The organism is Robertmurraya massiliosenegalensis JC6 (assembly GCF_000311725.1).
GTDB classification, from domain to species: domain Bacteria; phylum Bacillota; class Bacilli; order Bacillales; family Cytobacillaceae; genus Robertmurraya; species Robertmurraya massiliosenegalensis.
This window is the reverse complement of the sequence record NZ_HE978512.1, coordinates 500578-521400: the sequence shown is the minus strand read 5'-3', so window position 1 is coordinate 521400 and position 20823 is coordinate 500578. Positions and strand designations below refer to the sequence as shown.

Genomic DNA, 20823 nt, shown 5'->3' with positions numbered 1-20823 from the left:
GGAAATGAGTGCGATTGAAAAAGAGTTAATGATAGAGGAACCGATAAGTGAAACGGCAGAAGTGTTGGTTCAGTATGAACATGTAACGAAAAGCTTTGGAAACATAGAAGTACTAAAAGGGGTCGATTTACAAATCAGCCCTGGGGAAAAAGTGGCCCTTATTGGTCCAAGTGGGTCGGGAAAAACGACGATCATTCGAATGTTAATGACATTAGAAAAACCAACAACTGGGATCATTAAATTGAATGGTGAGCCATTATGGCATAAGGAAGGAAGCGATGGCAAGCTGATCCCTGCAGATGAAAAACATTTGCGGAAAATGCGCTCTGATATTGGAATGGTTTTTCAGCATTTTAATCTATTTCCTCATATGACGATTTTACGAAATGTAACAGAAGCGCCCATTCACGTCCTTGGTCTATCCAAAGAGGAGGCAAGAGAACGAGCCATTGATATGCTTGAAAAGGTGGGGTTAGGCGATAAACTAGATGCGTATCCGGAGCAACTCTCAGGAGGGCAAAAACAACGGGTGGCGATCGCCCGTGCAGTCGTTATGCACCCAAAGGTGATGTTATTTGATGAGGTCACATCTGCTCTTGACCCAGAATTAGTCGGCGAAGTTCTTCAGGTCATTAAAGATTTAGCACAGGAGACAGATATGGCCATGATTCTCGTAACACATGAGATGGATTTTGCGAGAGATGTAGCGGATCGGATTGTGTTTCTTCACGATGGGCAAATAGAAGAGCAAGGAAGCCCAAAAGAAATTCTTGAACATCCAAAAAGCGAAAGACTACAAGCATTCTTGCAGAGATTTCGGAGTACAGGGTTTTAACATAATAAAAGGCCGCCAGAAATAGCAGGGCGGCCCTTTATCATTTTTAGAGGGAATCTCAATCTCAATGCTCCCATATTCCTTCTTTCAAACTACACCACCTTCTGGCTATTCTGTACTTTGCGAAGCAGTTCGTCGGCGCGCTCTCCTGCAGCTTCCGCAAAGTTTTCCCAAATTTGGTCTCTTAATATATCTAATTCAACAATTTTTTTGGCTAAATCGATGACATCTTCTTTATTGACCATTTTTTATTACTCCCTTCTTTGTATTTGCTAATTTTTTATATTCAACTTCAAGCTCTGTTAATGTTAATGTTTGGACTTCCTCTTGTTTGAAAACCCCTGTATTCATCAATACTGAAATGACATGCTCCCTTCTTTTTTGTACCGCATTTCTCAGTACTGGCATGCGCTCTCACCCTTTTTTTTGTTTTTCCCCTAGACTTGATATGTTGAAAGTCAGTTTGACTTTTTTCATCCTCTTTTTCTAAGTGTTTTCTTGTATATGTAAACATTGTATGGAGGTTTGCGCATTTAATCACCTGTTTTGTTATAAAATCTTACGTTGTTTTTTATTTTGTGTAAGAAAATCTAACAAAAGACTAAAGATTTTTCGGAATTCGATATATAATTAGAATAAACAAACAACTCGTGGGGTGAAGAGATGAAAGAAGACCCTTTATATAAGAATAGAAAAGTAATCACAATTGGTGTAGTTAGTGAGTTAACAGGTTTATCAGAAAGGCAAATAAGATATTATGAAGAAAGGAAACTAATTTTTCCAGAAAGAACGGAACGAGGAAATCGAAAATACTCATTCTCAGATGTAGAACGTTTAATTGATATCGCTAACAAAAGGGATGAAGGGGTTCGGACCTATGAAATCAGGCAGGAAATGTTGAAAAATAAAAAGAAAGAGGATGATGCGAAGATTCGCAACCAGATGCTTCGAGGGCAAATCAACGCCAGATTCGGGGTGCAAAATCCGAAAGGGAAAAATTAAATACTCTATCAGAATGAAAAGGATCTAGCTAGTTTGCTAGGTGCTTTTTTTTATTGACGATGGATTTACAAATGCCCTCAACTTGTAGATGAAATATTCGTATAAGGAACGGTATGAAAAAATAACAGGAAAATTTCCGCTTAATGAGCAAGAATCATGAAAAAGAGCTGAAATAACAGGAAAAATTCCTGCTATTCCCTGAAAAAAAGCCAAAATAAACGATTTTGCCCTCCATAAGCGGAAAATCTTCCGTTATTTCTCCTAAAAGGGACTCCACCGAGGAGATAACAGGAAAAATTCCGCTTAAGGGTGAGAGATGTTTGGATACCGGAAGCTTCCTACATTTTGTAGGTACTTTTTTTATTTGAAAAAATTTAGGGAGACGAAGGGTATCGAAAATAATGAATTTTTGGTAAAATTGGTAAATCAAATATGCTAAATCGGATGCATGATTGTTGGTACGAGGGTGTCCATTACAGCAGAGATTTGCGGGGGAAGATGGATGAAATTACTGTTTAGATTTGTTCAACCATACAAATTAGCAATGTGGATTGCTTTGTTTTTTACAGTGTTGGAGCTGGCAGTCGAACTGTATCAGCCCGTAATTATGGCTACCATCATTGACGAAGGAATTGTTGCAGGCAATCTTAATGTAGTTTACGTATGGGGAAGTGTATTGTTAGGCTCCTCTCTAATTGCTTTTGCAGGCGGGATTGTCAATTCCTTTTATGCTGCTCAAGTAAGTCAAGGAGCGGGTTATGGAATACGCAAGGAGTTATTTCATAAGGTTCAAGAATTTGCGTTTCATCAATTTCAAAAGTTTCCAACCTCATCCCTTATTACGCGATTAACGAATGATGTTACGCAAATTCAAAACTTCATTTTTATGGGGTTAAGGATTGCCTTAAGAGCGCCTTTATTTATTGTTGGAGGCATCATTATGGCCTATATGGTGAACGTGAAACTTGCTCATATTCTACTCATAACAGTACCTGTTTTACTGTTAATCACCCTTTGGCTTTTAAAGAAGGGGGTCATATTGTTTCAGCGAGTTCAACAAAAATTAGATTCATTGAATCGGGTTATTCGCGAGAATTTGCTAGGGATTCGTCTAGTGAAAGCATTCACGAGAGAATCGTTTGAAGAAAAGCGCTTTACGAAGGTGAATTCTTCTTTAATGGGCGACAATAAAAAAGCGTTAAGAATTATGGAATTGACGATGCCGATTTTGATGTTGGGAATGAACGGGGCGATTATTCTTATCCTTTGGCTAGGTCATAAGGAGCTTGGAGTGGGTGCAGCCCAAGCAGGGGAAATTGTTGCTGTCATTAATTATGCCACACGGATTATGTTTTCCTTTACCGTTTTCTCCTTTTTAATGATGAATTATTCTAGAGCAAAAGCTTCTTCATCAAGGATCACGGATGTGCTTGAAGAAGAAACAGATGAATGGAAGCAACAACGTCGGATAACGGGAGAGATGGCAGGTCATATCGAGTTTGAGCAAGTCTCTTTTCGCTATAAGAATGACTACGTTTTAAAGGATCTTTCTTTTTCGATCGAAGCAGGTGAAACAGTTGGGATTTTAGGGGAGACTGGTTCAGGGAAATCGTCGTTGTTTCAATTAATTCCAAGATTGTATGAGGCGACAGCTGGAACGATCTACATAGATAAGAAGAATACGAGATCGATGGACGTAGAAAGTCTGCGTCAACAAATCGGTTTAGTTCCTCAAGAGGCCCATCTATTTTCTGGGACGATACAAGATAATATTCGTTGGGGGAAAGAGGATGCGAGTTTAGAAGAAGTAATGGAGGCGGCCAAGCAGGCGGAAATCCATGATTTTATTATGAAATTACCAAATGGTTATGATACGCTGATTGGTCAACGAGGGATTAATTTTTCCGGTGGGCAAAAACAAAGACTGTCAATTGCGAGAGCGCTTGTTAGAAAACCTAGCATACTCTTGTTAGATGATAGTACAAGTGCACTAGATGCGCGCACGGAAACGAGCATTCTTGGTACATTAAAAAAACAGTCATGTACGATTTTGTTAATTGCGCAAAAAATTAGTTCTGTGAAGGAAGCTGATTCGATTCTCCTCCTCCATGAAGGGAAGCTTGTTGCAAAAGGAACTCACCGCAACCTGCTAAAGGAAAGTAGTTATTACCAAAAAATCTACTCATCTCAGTCAGAAGAGAAGGAGGCTGGTTGTGTTGGCTAAAAAAGCTCAAAATATGAACGGTACTTTGCGAAGAATGTGGAGTTATATGGCTAAGGAAAAAGGTCTCTTTCTGCTTGTGATCGCCATGATTATCATCAGCTCTGTTCTTTCTTTAATCGGTCCGTATTTAATGGGCCTTGCTGTAGATGGAGTGCTTGCGGGGTGGGTTGGTCGTGAATTGCTACTGATGCTTATCTGGCTTATCCTTATCTATTTTCTCCAGTCAGGGGCCGTCTTTTTTCAAAATTATTGGATGATTGGAATTGCCCAAAATGTCGTCTTCTATATGAGAAATCAATTATTCTCCCATCTGCAAAAGCTACCGATTTCTTTCTTTCAAAAGCGTCAACATGGGGAACTGATGAGTCGTTTAACAAATGATATGGAAAATGTCAGCAGGACCCTTAATGGAGCGGTTATCCAAGTGGTCACAAGTACATTAACATTAATTGGAACGATCGTGATGATGTTATGGTTGAGCCCATTATTGACGGTGCTAACATTGTTAATAGTGCCGGTATTGTTTGCTGGAATGAAGTGGATTACTAATCGCACCGGGACTTACTTTAAGGAACAACAAAAAAACCTCGGAGATATGAATGGATATATTGAAGAAACGATCTCTGGTCAAAAAATCATTAAAATGTACTCGCAGGAAAAACGGGTCATTGATGAGTTTGAGATTAAAAACGAAGCGCTTCGAACCTCTAGTTATTGGGCTCAAGCTTATTCAGGCTTTATTCCGAAATTGATGAATATGTTAAATAATATTAGCTTTACGATCATTGTCGGGATAGGCGGGATTTTAGCGCTTAAGGGCGCTGTTTCGATTGGAGTGATCGTCACCTTCACCACGTATTCAAGACAGTTTACCCGTCCTTTAAATGATTTGGCGAATCAATTTAATATGATTCTTTCTGCTGTTGCCGGAGCAGAACGTGTTTTTCAAATCATAGATGAAAAAGCAGAAGGAAAGGATGAAAACGAGGCCAAAACAATTTCTTCTTTAAAAGGAGATATCGTTTTTGATCAGGTTTCGTTCTCCTATGAGGAAGAAGTGGCCACCCTCCAACAGGTTTCCTTCCATGCCCCGCCAGGAAAAACGGTCGCTCTTGTTGGTCCAACGGGTGCAGGGAAAACGACGGTGATTTCCCTCTTGTCCCGTTTTTATGATGCGGATGAGGGAGCCATTTATGTCGACGGGATCGACATCAAAAGCATTACAAGGCAAAGCTTGAGAAGACAAATGGCCTTTGTTCTTCAAGATTCCGTCCTCTTTCGAACGACAGTAAGAGAAAATATTCGCTATGGTAAACTCGAAGCAGCAAATGATGAGGTAGTGGAGGCTGCTAAAAACGCCAATGCTCATGATTTTATCATGAAACTACCAGATGGCTATGATACCGTTTTGACATCAGAAGGAAGTGATTTGAGTCAAGGGCAAAGACAGCTTCTGTCGATTGCGAGAGCGATGCTTGCTGACCCCAGTCTCCTTATTCTTGATGAAGCGACGAGTAGCATCGATACGATAACGGAAATGAAAATTTCAGAAGCATTGAATAAGCTGATGGAGGGAAGAACGACATTTGTCATTGCTCATCGCTTAAATACGATTCAGCATGCGGATTTAATCCTTGTTCTAAAGGATGGAAAGGTGATCGAAAAAGGGACGGACAAAGAACTCATGGAGCGAAAGGGCTTCTATGCTGATTTAGTGCGGACGCAGCGCCAAAAAGGTGCAGTTTAAATATAGACATATTCAATCTCCTCTCGGGAAACTATAAAGGTACCTTGTTCGAAAGGAGATTTTTTCTTGATTTATGATTGTGTCATTATCGGTGGGGGCATTGCCGGTTTACAAGCAGCGATACAATTAGGGAGATATCAGCATCAGGTACTGGTCCTTGATGCTGGAGTGGGCCGTTCAACATTGTGTAGGAGCTACCATAATGTATTAGGTTACCCAGATGGTGTGAGCGGGAAATATTTGCGAACGATTGGAAGAAAGCAAGCTGAAAAATTAGGCGTTGAGTTTTTATTCGGAAAAGTGGAGTCGGTGGAAAAACAAGGTGAAATCTTTTTTCTCCACACTCAAAGTGGTGAGTTTTATCAAGGAAAGCGACTTTTGCTGGCAACAGGAGTCATGGATCGGTTGCCTGATTTCCCTTCTCTCATACCGTGCCTTGGCTCTAGTGTATATGTGTGCCCTGACTGTGATGGGTATGAAATAAAGGACCAGAAGACCCTTGTTTTAGGTTCAGGAAATGTAGGGGCAAACATGGCCTTGACGTTGTCTTATTGGACCGAGCAATTAATCTATATTAATCATGAACAAAAGCCTGTTGACGCTGAACTTATAAAAAAGCTTCATGAAAAACAAATTGCTTACTATGCTAGCCCTATTGTTGAATGTTTAGCAAAAGGGGAACAATTTCAAGGGGTAGCTTTGCAAAATGGAGAGAAGCTTGCTGCACATCATGGATTCGTTGCTTTTGGTGCGAATGAAGTGAAGTCACAACTAGCGAAACAACTTGGTGTGGAGCTTTTGGAGAATAAGCATATTGTCGTTGATCCGCGATCGAAAATGACCAATATCAAGCATGTGTGGGCGGCAGGAGATGTAGTTGCGCATTCTGAACAAGTCACGATCGCTTTAGGAGATGGCTCTCAAGCAGCGATTTGGATTCACAAATCGTTAATCGAATAAATAGAGAAAAGAAGGTATTGTGGGTGAAGGTGAGCAAAACGAATGCCATGCGAATATTAGATAAGAAAAAGATTGGGTATGAGCTTTTGACCTATGAAAATAAAGATGGAAAGATTGATGGCCTTTCTGTTGCTGAAAAGATCGGGAAAGATCCGGCGAAGGTTTTCAAAACATTGGTTGCACAAGGGGCAAGTAAGGAACTCTATGTTTTTATTATTCCTGTAGCAGATGAGCTTGATCTGAAAAAGGGAGCAAAGGCAGCAGGGGAAAAAAAGATCGAGATGATTCCTGTGAAGGAAATTCAAAAATGGACAGGGTATATAAGAGGTGGCTGCTCACCGGTCGGCATGAAAAAAGGATACCCTACTTTTATCCACGATGGTGCTCGCCAGTTAGAAACCATTATTGTAAGTGGAGGGAAAATCGGTTTACAGATGGAGCTTAAGGTAAGTGATTTAAAAGACGTTACTGAAGCTAAGTTGGTTAATCTAAAAAAAGAATAGCGCTTTCAAATAGGCACTCACCCAAGATTTTGATTTTGCATATACATAATCTGAAGAAATCAAAAGGATGTGTTTATGTGGCTGGGAAGATCAAACATTACTTCGCAGGTGGAAATACTGCTCGAGGGTTTTTCAGCTTATATGATGAGTGCTTGGAAGGGTTAGAGCGGATATTTATTTTAAAAGGTGGACCAGGTACAGGCAAATCAACATTAATGAAAAATATTGGCTCAAAATGGGTTGAAGAGGGGTATGATTTAGAATTTTTACATTGCTCTTCTGATAACAATTCGATTGATGGAGTCATTATTCCGGCGCTTAAAGTAGGGGTTGTAGATGGAACGTCTCCGCATGTAATTGAACCTAAGGTTCCAGGAGTAGTTGAGGAGTATGTCAATCTTGGAGAAGCTTGGGATTCAGAAAAGTTAGCTTTGAAGAAAGAGAGAATTACCGACTTAAATAGTAGGGTGCTGTCGGCATTTCAATTTGCCTATGCCACTTTTGCTCAAGCGTTGGAGATCCATGATGAATGGGAGAAAATTTATATAAACAGCATGGATTTTGAAAAAGCGGATAAATTGACGGAAAAGCTTATTCATTCATTTTTTGGCAATATGACGCTAAACAAGCCCGCTGAAATAAAGCATCGTTTCTTAGGTGCGGCGACACCAGAAGGTGCAGTAGATTTTGTACCCAATCTGACTGAAGACGTTGCCCACCGGTATTTTATAAAAGGGAGACCTGGTTCTGGAAAATCAACGATGTTAAAAAAACTAGCAGCTGAAGCTGAATCCAGAGGGATAGATGTGGAAATTTATCATTGTGGATTTGATCCGCACAGCCTTGACATGCTTATCTTCCGCGAGCTTGGAGTTGCTATTTTTGATAGTACAGCACCTCATGAATATTTTCCATCCCGTGAAGGGGACGAAATTATTGATTTATATGGAACAATTATTGAAATAGGGACAGATGAAATCTTTGCAGATAAAATCGAGGTCTATGCAAAAAAGTATAAAGAAAAAATGAAAGAGGCCATTGCCTATTTAGCTCAAGCAAAAGGGTTAAGGGATGAACTAGAGAGCCTCTATATTGAAGCGATGGACTTTGCGGTAGTAGATTCCTATAAAGACATGATTGATGGAGAAATTGAAAAGCTTGCTAAATAAAAGGAATTCCTGAATGGCTATCTTGTGTGGATAGCCATTTTTGTTATGAATGTGATAGAATATGGAATAGTCTTAAAAATCAAAATTGTTCTTGAGGTGCGAAGAATGGGTCATTGGAGCAAGTATTGGACATTTACAAAAAAAGCTTTTCTCCGCTCATCTGTCTATCGTTTTGAAGTTTGGTCGCGAACGGGATCCAATATCATTTTTCTTTTAATGTGGGGTTCGATTTGGACCGCTCTTTATGCCGGACGAGATGAAGCTGGTGGAGTTACTTTTACGGCGATGCTGACTTACATAGTCGTGAGTCGCTTTTTAGATGGAGTGAATGAAGCAGGAACTCCATTATGGGAGATACAAGAGAAGGTGCGAACAGGGGATATTTCTCTTGAATTAATGAGGCCGTTTGATGTGCCATTACGCTATTTGTTTGCCGATTTTGGGAGCGTTGCCTTTTATATGATGACAGCACTTTTGCCTCTTTATATCATCCTCTTTTTCTTTTTAGACCTAGCATTGCCAAGTGATTGGGTGACATGGGTTTGCTTTATTATTTCGGCTTTTATGGGGTTTTTGATTCGCTATTGTGTCGAAATGACATTCGGATTACTGACCTTCTTCTTGGTGGAGACAGGAGGAATTGAGGATGTTTTTTACTTTGCGATGTCCTTACTTTCCGGTTCAGTCATTCCGCTCTGGTTTTTCCCAAGCTGGCTTGAAACGATCGCTGTTTATTTACCCTTTCAAGCTATCTTTTTTATGCCGATTTCGATTTTTATTGGGGAGACGACAGGGAGTCAAGTATTAGCTACATTAGGGCTTCAGTTCTTTTGGTTAGTCGTATGTTACCTCATTTTAAGAATCGTTTGGAACCGTGCATCTCATAAAGTGGTTGTACAAGGGGGATAGGAAGATGCCGATCGTAAAATACATAGGATTATATTTTACTCTTGTTGCCGCTGGAATTAGAGCGCAGCTTCAATATCGCTTTGCATTTGTAATGAGAATCATTGGCATGATGACGGCCTATACAGGAACAGCTGTGACGATGTGGGTGATGCTTTACGAGTTTCAAACTTTAGGAGATTGGAATTTTTTCGAAATGCTTTTTCTCTTTGCCTTATCGATTCTTTCATGGGGGTTTTGCATTATCCTCTTTTTCCATTTCCGAAGTCTTGATACGTATATTTTAAATGGAACATTTGACCGTTTCCTGGTCCGACCACTTAACCCGTTTTTTCACTTTATGGCCATGAAGTTTGACATCGCATCGTTCGGGCAATTTCTTTTTAGTATCATCGTGTTTGTCATTGTTAGCTTTCAATTGCAGCTCGATTGGACTTTTGGGAAAATGCTATTTCTCTTAGGGGCGATCGTTGGAGGTGTATTGATTCAAGGGGGGCTTCTTGTTATGATTTCAGCTCTTGCCTTTTGGACGACGAAATCGGAGCAATTTTACTGGGTTGCAATGTTCCCTGCTCGCAATTTAACTTACTACCCGCTTGCAATTTATCCTAAATTCATTCAATGGATTACCGCCTTTGTCATTCCATTTGGCTTTGTTAATTATTTTCCGACGACGGTTATTTTAAATAAAGAAACGCCCAATTTCCCAAATTATATAGGTTATTTTTCCCCAATTGTCGGGGTGGTGTTTTTCACCATCGCCTATTTTATTTGGATGTTAGGATTAAGCAAATATAAAAGTACCGGATCGTAAGAAGGACGTGAGAAGATGTCGATTATTGAAGTAAACAACTTACAAAAAGAATTTATGATTGCTAAGCGTGAAACAGGAATAATCGGAGCAATGAAAAGCTTGATTAAAAGGGAATTCATTAAAAAAGAAGCAGTGAAAGATATTAGCTTTTCGATTGAAAAAGGGGAAATGGTTGGCTATATCGGTCCTAATGGAGCAGGGAAATCTACAACGATAAAAATGCTCACAGGAATTTTAGTTCCGTCAGCTGGTCAAGTCATGGTCAACGGGATGGTTCCATATGAAAATCGTCAGGAAAATGCGAAAAACATCGGAGTGGTTTTTGGACAACGGACTCAGCTATGGTGGGATCTACCGACAATCGAATCATTTGAGTTATTGAAGGCAATTTACCGTGTTTCCGATCAGCGCTACAAGGAAAATATGAATACCTTTCAAGAAATTCTCGGTCTTGATGAATTTCTAAATACACCAGTAAGGCAGCTCTCTCTTGGTCAAAGGATGAGAGCCGATATTGCAGCATCTTTGCTCCATGATCCGCCGATACTGTTTTTAGATGAACCAACAATTGGCCTCGATGTGGTTGCGAAAGAGAAGATGCGGACTTTTATTCAAGAGATTAATAAAGAAAAGCAAGTGACCGTCATTTTAACGACCCATGATATGGAGGACATTGAAAAACTATGTAAACGAATGGTTCTCATTGATCACGGTCAAAAGGTCTACGATGGAGAAATTCTTGCGGTGAAGGAACGCTTTGGGAAAATGCGGACCCTCGTCGTGGATTTGGAGGATGCCGATCAATCTCTTATAGTAAGGGGGGGAGAACTTAGTAAACAAGAGGGAAATCGTTATTGGCTGCGCTTTAATCGCAATGAGGTATCTGCCTCTGACTTGATTACGCAAATCTCACAAACTCATAATATAAAAGATTTGACGGTGGAAGAACCGGATATTGAATCGATTATTAGTCGGATTTACCAAGAGGGATTTCATGAGAAACAAACTGTGCAAGTGTAGAAGATTGGTAAAGCGCCTTAACCACTTTTACTTTCCTTAAACGAGGAACCGACCGCCATAAAATTAAGCGGAAAATTTCCGGTTATATGCCTTAATGGAGTTCGTTTCAGAGAAATAAGCGGAGTTTTTCCGCTAATGAAGACCAGAATGGCTTATTTTTATGTTTTTGGAATTGATAAGCGGAATTTCTCCTGTTATTTTGGTACTTTTTACTGATATTTTCTACGTAAGCGGAAAATCTTCCGTTATTGGTCAAGGAACTAACAACCGTAAAATTATTTGCCACCTGTTTTTGAGAAGACCAAAAAAACTCCCAGCATTTAGTGTGGGAGTCGTGAATTTGGGACATCCTCATGATGATTGGTGGTTCAGTTCATTTTTGAGCTGTTGTTCTGCTAATCTTTTATACAAGCTATGCTTTTGAAGGAGCTCACGATGTGTACCAATGCCAGTTACTTCTCCGTGCTCTAATACAATGATTTGATCCGCATCCACAACGGTTGAAAGGCGATGAGCGATAACGAGAGTGGTTCTACCTTCCATCAAAAGATTCAGTGCTTTTTGCACAAGTTCTTCTGATGCACTATCAAGATTGGAAGTAGCTTCGTCAAGGAGAAGAATCTTTGGATCCTTAATTAAGGCTCGTGCAATTGCAATTCGCTGTCTTTGACCACCCGATAATTTAATTCCTCTTTCGCCAACTTCCGTCTCGAACTTTTGAGGAAGGCGTTCAATGAATTCTGCCGCATTTGCTTGTTTTGCCGCATCGAGAACCTCTTGATCAGACACTTTGCGATCAAGTCCGTACGTAATATTATCTCGTATCGTACCAGACATAATGGGACTTTCTTGAGAGACATAGCCAATTTGTCCTCGCCATGAAGATAGGTCAAATACTTCAATGGAATCGTCGCCTAATTGGATTTCCCCTGCTGTTGCTTGATAAAAACGTTCTAATAAAGCAAATAAAGTCGTTTTTCCACTTCCACTTGGCCCGACAAAGGCGGTTGTTTTCCCAGACGGAGCGACAAAAGAAACATTTTTTATAATCGGATCATGTTCTTTATAGGAAAAAGAAACATCATGGAAAATAAGAGGTTTAGTCGCATTTTTAACCGAAACACCATTGGCTGATGGTTCTTGGGGAATGGACAAAATCCCTTGAATGCGTTCGGTTGCCCCCATAGCTTTTTGGAAGGCAGTAAAAAAGGTAGCCATTTGGCTAAAGGGAACAACAATTTGAAACATGTAAATAATAATTGCCACAAGTGAACCAGCAGATAAGGCACCAGAAGCGACACGCACACCCCCGTAGCCAATAAGGACAATGAGAACAAGCATGATAATAAACGTCATAAAGGGAGAAATCACGGCGAGAATACGTGCTTCCTTTAATCCATATTGAAACAAATGGCGAATCCCTTTCGCTCCTTTTTCTTTTTCGGCATCCTCGGCATGGTAGGCTTTAACGAGCCGAATATCGGCAAGAACCCGACCTAAATTGGCAGTGAAATGGGCCATCTCGTCTTGTGTGGCCTTGGAGATTTTGTACATTTTTTGCCCGAGTGGCATAATGACAACAATAGCAATAGGGACAGAAGTAATCATGATCAGTGTCATTCTCCAGTCGATAATTAATAGAATGGCGACTGCTCCAATAATAGAAATAATCCCAGTGACAAATGTGATTAGGTGTTGGGTGATCAACGTTTTCACTGTGTTTGTATCCTGTGAGACACGACTCATTGTTTCTCCTGATTGATGCTCATCAAAATAGGGAATGGGCAAGTGGATAATATGATCCCAAAGTCGTTTTCGAATGGAAGCAACAATCGATTCGCCGATATAGGTCATGAAATAATAGGAAAATCCAGATGAAATCGTTTGGACGACAAATGCCAGCCCGAGTAAAACTATCAAAGAGATTTCAAGGGCGGATTGAGCGAGCTGATCGACTAATGATCGGGTGAACAAAGGGAGAACAAGCCCTGCAGCTGTTTCCAGTAGAGCTAATGTAATGGCAAGAACAAAAATTCCTTTTGGTGGATGGGTGCTCTTAAGTAGCGCCCAAAAAGATTTCACATGATTAGTGCTCATTTTTTCTTCCATTAATCGTAATCCCTCTTTTCTGCAAATTAATTTCCATGCCTTTGAAAATCCATTCCTCCACTTCTTTTGAAAAAGGAAGTGGAACTAGCCACTCTTCGTCATCTATTTCGACATCTTTAATCTCTTCTAGAAAATGAAGGTCACCGCCTGTTAATTCAATGATTAAGTCAACTTGCTGTTCGATTAATGATTGCACCTTACTAGATTCAGGATCAGTTCCATACAGTTCTTTCAATTCCGATAATATTCTAACTGTTTCTTTCTCAATTTCCTGTTGTTTTTGATCCGAACTACTATAAATTTGCTCAACTTTTTCCTCATCAATCAATTCGGATAGTAACTTTTTATGCTCTTTTTCCATTTGAATTCCGTTAATTAATGTAATAAAGATCGAAGCTTCGACTTCCTCATGGTGATCAACCACATATAAAGCATGATCCAATGCTTTAATGACCTGTTCAAGCTGCTTTTTTTGCTCGACCATCGCTTGTTTTTGTAAAGAAAGAGATTCCCTCAAATCCCACTTTTCTGAGCGGAGAAAGACCTTTATTTCTTCAAGTGAGTAACCAAGGAATTTTAAAGTTGTGATTTTTTGTAACGTAATAAGGTTCTCCTCTGTGTAAAATCTTCTCCCCTTGTCTGAAATAATTGTAGGTTTAAGAATGTCAATTTCATCATAATAATGCAGCGTTCTTACTGTTAATCCTGTCTTTTTTGCGAATTCCCCAATGGAATATGTAGTAGCCATCTATTATCCCTCCTATCTATTTGTATCATAAATCCTAACGTAACGTTAGCTACAAGTATGAATGTAAATTTTTTCTTAATTATTGGATTATCTCTTTCGAAACTCTTACAATGTAAAGGTAGATAGGAGGAGCGGAATTGGATTGGGTAGTGGAATTAGAGAAATTGTTTGAAAAGAATCGGAATGAAGAACATGCGGGACCGATGGAAAAATATATGCGTGACCAGTTCCCTTATCTTGGAATTAAAACGCCAGAACGTAAGGTACTCCTCAAGGGATTTTTTCAGACATCAGGGATTCTCAATAAACCTTTACAACAGAATTTTATCCTTTCTCTCTGGGAGAAAGATGCAAGAGAATACCAATATGCAGCATTATATTATCTAGAAAAGATGGTAAAAAAACTACAACGCTCAGACTTGGAGTTGTTAGAAAATCTCATTACAACAAAATCGTGGTGGGATACAGTGGATACGATTGCTCCAAAGCTTGTTGGATACATAGCAACAAAATATCCTGAAGTGATCCCAGATAAAATTGAGCAGTGGGCAATAAGTGATGATATTTGGTTAAGAAGAACAGCGATCTTGTTCCAGTTAAAATATAAGGAACGAACAAATGAAGAGCTGTTATCCCGATACATAAAGGAAAATGCTCAAGAAAAGGAGTTCTTTATTCGCAAGGCGATTGGTTGGGCTTTACGAGAATACTCGAAGACGAATCCACAGTTTGTTAGACATTTCATTGGAACCACTCCGCTATCAAACTTGAGTATTCGTGAAGGAAGCAAATATATATAACAAGCAAAGGATGGTACAACAATGATTAAATGCGTAGCGATTGATATGGATGGGACATTATTAACGAAAGAGCATGAAATTACAGAAGAAAATAGAAAAGCGATCAAAGCAGCACAGGAAAAAGGGATTGAAGTCGTCATTGCCACTGGTCGCTCTTATCCAGAAGCGATCTATATTTTAAAAGAAGCAGGAATCGTTTGTCCTGTTATTTGTGCTAATGGAGCGGAAGTCCGCTCACTTGAAGGAGACATTGTTGCCAACAGCCCTCTTGAGAAAGAAGTAGCCAAGCGGGCATTGAAGATTCTTGCTGAAAGTGATATTTATGTAGAGTTTTTTACGAATAAAGGAATTTTTACAGTCGATATGGAAAAAGGGATCAATCTGTTTAAGGAATACGCTTCAAAAAAGAATGAAGTAGTAGAGATTGAAAAAATTGAAGCGATTTTACAAGAACGATTGAATTTTATTAAAGCAGTGGAGAATGCTGATTTTATTTTTGAACAAGAAGAGTATCATATTTATAAATTATTAGCTTTCTCCTTTCAGGCAGAAGAGTTGAAAAAGGTAGAAGAGCAACTTAAAGGGATGGACGGCATTGCTTTAAGCTCTTCGGGGAAAGAAAACTTAGAAATTAACGGAATCGAAGCGCAAAAAGGGATTGCTTTAGATACCTTTACGAAGGAAAAAGGAATTTCACTTATGGATACAATGGCCATTGGCGATAATTATAATGATTTATCAATGTTCCAAAGAGTGGGAAGAGCAGTGGCAATGGGGAATGCGGATACGTACATTCAAGAGCAATGTCATTTTGTTACGACAACGAATGAGGAAAGTGGTGTCGCAAAAGCGATCTTGGATGCCATCAACTAGTTCTTCCGAATACAAGGGAGGAGTTTGATGAAAAAAGGAATCCTATTGTTATTGGTTTTGATTTTGGCTTCATGTTCAGGTGGAAATGATCATGAAAGTGAAGAGGTAGCCGTCAAAAATACGAGCGTTGAGATAGTGGCTGAGAACCTACAAATTCCATGGGCTATTAATCAAATAAATTCAACGTTTTATATTAGTGAACGAAGTGGAACGGTCATGAAAATCGAGGGTGATACTCAGTCCAGACAAAAGGTGGAGTTGAAGAAGTCATTAGCAACTGCAGCAGAAGCAGGACTTCTCGGTTTTGTTCTTGCCCCTGATTTTGCAAAAACAAAGATGGCATTTGCTTATTACACCTATAAGGACGATTCCGGGCAATATAATCGGATTGTCACGCTAACCTTAAAAGACGACGTTTGGAAGGAAGAAAAGCTACTTTTGGACCGAGTTCCAAGTGGACAGTATCATCACGGAGGACGCTTAAAGTTTGGACCTGATGACAAATTGTATGCAACAACTGGCGATGCTGCGACCGATCCTGAAATTGCACAAGATGTTCAGTCATTAGGTGGAAAAATTCTGCGTTTGAATTTAGATGGATCGATTCCTGAAGATAATCCTTTTGATGATTCCTATGTCTATAGCTATGGGCACCGTAACCCACAAGGGCTTACTTGGACGGATGATGGAATGCTCTATGCGAGTGAGCACGGTCCATCTGCCCATGATGAAATTAATCTTATCAAAGCAGCTGGCAATTATGGCTGGCCGGCGATTGTTGGAGATGAAAAGCAGGAAGGTGTGGAATCGCCCCTTTATCAATCTGGTTCAGACATGACTTGGGCACCATCGGGGATGGCCTATTATGATGGAAAGCTCTATGTGGCAACCTTGAGGGGGAACGCCGTTCGTGAGTTCGATCTTGAAACGAAAGAGACAAAAGAGGTCGTTTCAGGTGTAGGAAGAGTTCGGGATATTTATATTGAAGAAGGCATCCTTTACTTCGTATCTAATAATACAGATGGTCGAGGTAATCCTGAAGATGGCGATGATCGGTTATATAAAGTTGAATTAAATAAGATGTAAGGGAAAGGCTCTTTCCGTCAACATTTACGAAAACAGCAAATGAAAAAGAAGCTCTCTTATTCAGAGTGCTTCTTTTCCTTTATAGAGCTTAGCATATCAGTGATGGTGAAATGGTGGTACACCGTAAGCGCAATTACGACGAAGCTAAAAAGGGTTGATAAAATCGTGCTGGCGATCAGTAATCGACGTATTTGAAAGTTAAACATGTAATCACCTTTTTTTTAAAATTAGAGATTAATTCCCCTTCTTATTCTGTGCTAATTTTTCAACATCAATCGTTCCTGGTGGTTGTTCAAGCCATTTATTTTCAATCATGAAATTGGCAATATCTTTTGCATACTGTCCAATTTCAAGTGAAAGCCGTTCATAGTTCACGATTAAATCATTTCTTTGACTTGCTGCGGCTGCGGTTGCATAATTACCGCTACCTAAAGCGGTTAGCATGCATTGATGGAAAAGGATAAGTTTATCGGAAAATACTTGTGTTGTTGAATTCGTTACGGCAACATCCGATGAAAGGGGAGGCTGAGTATGATTGTCGAGTAAAATGTCTGTAAAAATTTCCACATGCTTTTCAGAAATCTCTTTCCCTCTAAACATTAATTTTTGCACTTCTTTTGTTGGAGAAGATTGGGCAAAGCTTATTGATAGTTTAGTCCCCATAATGTTCGTTTGGATATTTGTATGTAAATGAGCTAATTCTACGGCATTTAATGGTCGTTTATTCGAGAATGGATTCAGTCCACTTAAATAACTTTTACTATCAATAAAATCTTTTTCTGTGGGGTAATTGATATAAGGAGAGCGGACATATAATCCTTTTTCAAGGAGTATTTTAGAACTTTCATCAAATAAATCAGAGGTCATAAAAAGGACATCCTTGAATATTTTCCGAATGTCATTTCTCGTACTCATGCTTAAAAAACTACTATAACCGAGCATACCAGTTTTAGACATATGATTTAAATAAGTCATCATAAATGTATCCGAATATAAGCGAGGTGCATTTATGTTCACATCATGATCAGTAAACCCCGTAGGAATCGGTATATTCTCCGCCTGAAACATGTCGGTTATTTGTGCTAGATGTGTAGATGAAATGCGATATCCCTTTTCAACAATCTCTTTTCCCTCTGGATCTTCAATCGTATTTAATAAAAAGCTCAAAAATTGAATCGACATACTATTTTGCATATAGGACGTCCAAAGTGCAGCAAGTTCGGATGATGTAAGAAGAATCTTGTTAGTTGGCATGCAGTAAGTCCCCTTCTATTGCATAATTTTTTTTAATTATATTGTTTCTAGAATGAGAAATAGTATTCAGTAAAGCGAAGTTTTAAAGAAACAGATAGTATACAAAGAAATGAAAAGAACCTGTATCTATGATTACAAATATCATCTAAGATACAGGCTCTATGTTTGGGGAAATGTAATGTTCGGTGAACGCATTTTCCTTACGTCTCTGCCGAAATCCCGTGCATAATCATTTGAATCGTCCGATCGATTTCTGCTTTATCATCCCAATCTAGCTCAGGTAAAAGAAGGTTGCGAACAATAATGTATCCAAATATAGCAGACGCAGTCAGTCGAATGATACTAAAGGGAGGCAAATCGATGAGCTGACCTTTTTCTTGGTAGTGCTCAACAACTTGTGAGAAACGTGCAATGACTTTTGTTCCAATATGTTCTTTAAATAACCCCTTCAGTTCTGGCTGAAAAGGAATTTCCTGAATCAGAATTTTAAAGAGCAGCATATTTTTCGATAGGAATTTGATGCGATTTTCGATCATTGCTCTCAAGAAATCTTCAAATGTAGCATGCTTCTCGTTTAATACCTTTTCCATGTCTTTAATAACAAATGGAGCAATAAATTTTTTCACCATCGGCTCTATAATGGAATAGAGCAAATCCTTTTTCGTTTTATAATGGCGAAAGATCGTTCCTTCTGCAACACCTGCGTTTCTCGCTATTTCGCTTGTTGATGTAGAAGCATACCCCTTTTCGGCAAAAGCCTGAATAGCGGCAAGAATGATCTTTTTCTGCTTCTCCGTAAGTTCATCACTTTGTTCAAAAATTTCCTCAATAAGATTATCTGGACCGTTCATTTTAAACTCCTTTAATGCTTTATACTCTTATTCTAATGGATTATAAGTAGAGATGCTAAATCTTTCGGTATTTTCGAAGTGCAACGATATTCAAGAACATAAATAAAACTGAAAAACCAAGGAGTACAAGGATATTTATATAGATATCTCCCCATCCATATCCTCTGACCATCACATTTCGCAAAGCATCTGCTGCGTAGTAAAGAGGGGTTAATGGGCCAATCCAGTTTAACCAATCCGAAATTGTTTCTAGGTTAAAGAGACCTGAGAAAAAGACCTGCGGAACAATGACAATCGGAATAAACTGAATCATTTGCAGTTCATTATTGGCGAAAGCAGATAATAACGTTCCTAGAGTCAAAGCGGTGAAAGAAAGAGCTAACGTAATCAAAAGGACGTAAATAAAGGCCCCTTCCATGAGCATCCCTAATACATAAATAGCGTAAGAGGCAATGATCGTGGCTTGAATCATTGTAAACAGACCAAACCCCAAAATATAGCCAACAACAATTTCCCATTTTCGTAAAGGGCTCGATAATAATCGCTCAAGCGTACCAGTGGTTCGTTCTCTTAAAAAAGAGACACCGGCAATCAAAAAGACGAAAAAGAAAATAAAAAATCCTAGTAATACTGGACCAAAATAATCAAACTGATTCATATCCTCTGAACCGTGGACAAACTCCATCTCGAGATCATTTGGGCCCTCTGGTTGTACAGGTTTAAAAGCTTTCTGAAGCCATTTTATCGTAGCGCCATTGACATTTGGATCACTACCTTCTAAGACAATGGAAGGACTTGAGTTTTTAAATGAAATATAGCCATCTATCAATTGCTTCTCGATATCTTCGGTGGCAGACTCGACATCTGGATATTTTGTTATCCCAGCATCGTCTAAATCTAGTTGTTCTTCGAGAGCCTCAGGGATCTCAACCAAACCGACCTTTGGAACATAATCGTCTCCATTAAAAACAAGATGAAGCATTGTTAAAATAAGAATCGGAGCAAAAATAAGCAATCCCAGTGTTCTCTTATCACGAATGATTTGGCGTAAAATGCGGATGACTAGTGCTTTTACTCTCATGCTTTTACACCACCATATACTAAGAATGCTTCTTCTATGGAAGAGGAATTGGTTCTTTCTTTTAACTCTTCAGGAGTCCCGACAGCGATGACTCCACCGCTGCGAATCATCGCTAATCGATGACATTTTTCTGCCTCACCCATGACATGAGTGGTGACGATAATCGTCGTTCCTTTTTCATTTAAGTCATAGAACGCATCCCAAATACTTTTTCGTAAAACAGGATCGATTCCAACTGTCGGTTCATCGAGGATTAATAGTTCCGGCTCATGGAGTAAAGCGATCGCAAGTGATAATCTTCGCTTCATTCCTCCTGAATAATGGTGGACCGTTTTATGCAAATGTTCGCTGAGCTCAACAACGTCCATGACTTTGCCGATTCTATGTTGCAACGGTTTTCCTTTTAGGCCGAAAAGTGCTCCAAAAAATTCTAGATTTTCTTTAGCGGTTAATTCTCCGTATAGGGCGTCTGATTGAGCCATGTACCCCATTCGCTCAATTAGTTTTAAGGAAGGCATTTTTTCTTGAAAAAGAAAATTTTCGCCACTATTTGATACGTCTAATCCTGTCAGCATTTTCACTAATGTCGTTTTTCCCGCTCCTGAAGGTCCGAGTAAGCCGAATATTTCTCCTTTGTAAATGTCTAAGGAAATATCGTTTAACACTTCCTGCTTTCCGAACGCCTTTGAAACATGCTGGACCGATACAATTACGTCGTTTGAACACATTTTTACCACTCCTTATATAAAAGTGAGTAATCACTCACTATCATCATAAATCGGAGAGTGTTATTTGTAAAGTGAGTAATCACATTAAGTTATAAAAAAATAAACCCTGCTGA

The 20823-nt window shown here is 39.3% G+C and carries 22 protein-coding genes; 13 read left to right on the top strand and 9 right to left on the bottom strand.

Annotated features, from left to right (window positions below; translation table 11 throughout):
- Positions 1-4 precede the first annotated feature (4 nt).
- Positions 5-835, top strand: coding sequence for an ectoine/hydroxyectoine ABC transporter ATP-binding protein EhuA (gene ehuA / locus BMSHG_RS08815; protein WP_019154082.1), 831 nt, complete (start codon positions 5-7; stop codon positions 833-835).
- Between the two features lie 92 nt (positions 836-927).
- Here ehuA and BMSHG_RS28670 read toward each other — a convergent pair whose 3' ends face one another.
- Together BMSHG_RS28670 and BMSHG_RS27460 are read right to left on the bottom strand one after the other, a co-directional pair.
- The gene (locus tag BMSHG_RS28670; protein WP_019154081.1) at positions 928-1080 is read right to left on the bottom strand and encodes a hypothetical protein; all 153 of its coding nucleotides are present in this window, start codon (positions 1078-1080) and stop codon (positions 928-930) included.
- Complete coding sequence (locus BMSHG_RS27460) at positions 1070-1243, bottom strand: Fur-regulated basic protein FbpA (protein ID WP_019154080.1); 174 nt, start codon at positions 1241-1243, stop codon at positions 1070-1072. Before BMSHG_RS27460 ends, BMSHG_RS28670 begins: the two co-directional genes overlap by 11 nt.
- Before the next feature lie 255 nt (positions 1244-1498).
- Between BMSHG_RS27460 and BMSHG_RS08800 the strand changes: the two genes are divergently transcribed.
- The 9 genes from BMSHG_RS08800 to BMSHG_RS08760 all read left to right on the top strand — a co-directional run bounded on the left by BMSHG_RS08800 (position 1499) and on the right by BMSHG_RS08760 (position 11180).
- Entirely contained in the window at positions 1499-1837 is a 339-nt protein-coding gene (locus BMSHG_RS08800) for a MerR family transcriptional regulator (protein WP_019154079.1), read from the top strand.
- 502 nt (positions 1838-2339) lie between these two features.
- Positions 2340-4061 carry an ABC transporter ATP-binding protein gene (locus tag BMSHG_RS08795; protein ID WP_019154078.1) on the top strand — a complete coding sequence of 574 codons (1722 nt, stop codon included), beginning with the start codon at positions 2340-2342 and terminating at the stop codon, positions 4059-4061.
- Between the two features lie 13 nt (positions 4062-4074).
- Positions 4075-5808 carry an ABC transporter ATP-binding protein gene (locus BMSHG_RS08790; protein WP_083879330.1) on the top strand — a complete coding sequence of 578 codons (1734 nt, stop codon included), beginning with the start codon at positions 4075-4077 and terminating at the stop codon, positions 5806-5808.
- 66 nt (positions 5809-5874) lie between these two features.
- Positions 5875-6768, top strand: a complete 894-nt coding sequence (locus tag BMSHG_RS08785) for an NAD(P)/FAD-dependent oxidoreductase (RefSeq protein WP_019154076.1) — start codon at positions 5875-5877, stop codon at positions 6766-6768.
- A gap of 23 nt (positions 6769-6791) precedes the next feature.
- Complete coding sequence (gene ybaK, locus BMSHG_RS08780) at positions 6792-7271, top strand: Cys-tRNA(Pro) deacylase (protein ID WP_213083597.1); 480 nt, start codon at positions 6792-6794, stop codon at positions 7269-7271.
- A gap of 77 nt (positions 7272-7348) precedes the next feature.
- Positions 7349-8440, top strand: coding sequence for a PRK06851 family protein (locus tag BMSHG_RS08775; protein WP_019154074.1), 1092 nt, complete (start codon positions 7349-7351; stop codon positions 8438-8440).
- Positions 8441-8545: 105 nt separating this feature from the next.
- Positions 8546-9349: an ABC transporter permease gene (locus tag BMSHG_RS08770; protein ID WP_026073379.1), complete on the top strand. Its 804-nt coding sequence runs from the start codon at positions 8546-8548 to the stop codon at positions 9347-9349.
- 4 nt (positions 9350-9353) lie between these two features.
- Positions 9354-10160: an ABC transporter permease gene (locus BMSHG_RS08765; RefSeq protein ID WP_019154072.1), complete on the top strand. Its 807-nt coding sequence runs from the start codon at positions 9354-9356 to the stop codon at positions 10158-10160.
- Between the two features lie 15 nt (positions 10161-10175).
- On the top strand, positions 10176-11180 hold the full coding sequence (locus BMSHG_RS08760; RefSeq protein ID WP_019154071.1) for an ABC transporter ATP-binding protein: 1005 nt from the start codon (positions 10176-10178) through the stop codon (positions 11178-11180).
- A 351-nt stretch (positions 11181-11531) separates the two neighbouring features.
- Here BMSHG_RS08760 and BMSHG_RS08755 read toward each other — a convergent pair whose 3' ends face one another.
- On the bottom strand, positions 11532-13289 hold the full coding sequence (locus tag BMSHG_RS08755; protein ID WP_019154070.1) for an ABC transporter ATP-binding protein: 1758 nt from the start codon (positions 13287-13289) through the stop codon (positions 11532-11534).
- Positions 13267-14037 carry a MerR family transcriptional regulator gene (locus BMSHG_RS08750; protein WP_019154069.1) on the bottom strand — a complete coding sequence of 257 codons (771 nt, stop codon included), beginning with the start codon at positions 14035-14037 and terminating at the stop codon, positions 13267-13269. Before BMSHG_RS08750 ends, BMSHG_RS08755 begins: the two co-directional genes overlap by 23 nt.
- Positions 14038-14174: 137 nt before the next feature.
- Here BMSHG_RS08750 and BMSHG_RS08745 point away from each other — a divergent pair, with 137 nt between their 5' ends.
- The 3 genes from BMSHG_RS08745 to BMSHG_RS08735 are packed head-to-tail and all read left to right on the top strand — an operon-like array spanning position 14175 to position 16796.
- On the top strand, positions 14175-14837 hold the full coding sequence (locus BMSHG_RS08745) for a DNA alkylation repair protein (protein WP_019154068.1): 663 nt from the start codon (positions 14175-14177) through the stop codon (positions 14835-14837).
- A gap of 21 nt (positions 14838-14858) precedes the next feature.
- Positions 14859-15710 carry a Cof-type HAD-IIB family hydrolase gene (locus BMSHG_RS08740; RefSeq protein WP_019154067.1) on the top strand — a complete coding sequence of 284 codons (852 nt, stop codon included), beginning with the start codon at positions 14859-14861 and terminating at the stop codon, positions 15708-15710.
- 27 nt (positions 15711-15737) lie between these two features.
- Positions 15738-16796: a PQQ-dependent sugar dehydrogenase gene (locus BMSHG_RS08735; RefSeq protein WP_019154066.1), complete on the top strand. Its 1059-nt coding sequence runs from the start codon at positions 15738-15740 to the stop codon at positions 16794-16796.
- Positions 16797-16852: 56 nt separating this feature from the next.
- On the opposite strand, the gene BMSHG_RS28195 is transcribed toward BMSHG_RS08735, so the two are convergent.
- From BMSHG_RS28195 to BMSHG_RS08715, 5 genes are all read right to left on the bottom strand, one after another.
- Positions 16853-17002 (bottom strand): hypothetical protein, encoded by a 150-nt coding sequence (locus BMSHG_RS28195; protein ID WP_154651048.1) that lies wholly within the window; start codon positions 17000-17002, stop codon positions 16853-16855.
- Positions 17003-17030: 28 nt separating this feature from the next.
- Complete coding sequence (locus BMSHG_RS08730; protein WP_019154065.1) at positions 17031-18050, bottom strand: DUF3231 family protein; 1020 nt, start codon at positions 18048-18050, stop codon at positions 17031-17033.
- Between the two features lie 200 nt (positions 18051-18250).
- Positions 18251-18901, bottom strand: coding sequence for a TetR/AcrR family transcriptional regulator (locus tag BMSHG_RS08725; RefSeq protein WP_019154064.1), 651 nt, complete (start codon positions 18899-18901; stop codon positions 18251-18253).
- A gap of 55 nt (positions 18902-18956) precedes the next feature.
- Complete coding sequence (locus BMSHG_RS08720) at positions 18957-19982, bottom strand: ABC transporter permease (protein ID WP_019154063.1); 1026 nt, start codon at positions 19980-19982, stop codon at positions 18957-18959.
- A complete protein-coding gene (locus tag BMSHG_RS08715; protein WP_019154062.1) occupies positions 19979-20710 on the bottom strand; it encodes an ABC transporter ATP-binding protein in 732 nt (243 codons plus the stop codon). The genes BMSHG_RS08720 and BMSHG_RS08715 overlap by 4 nt, the downstream gene beginning before the upstream one ends.
- Positions 20711-20823: the final 113 nt, after the last annotated feature.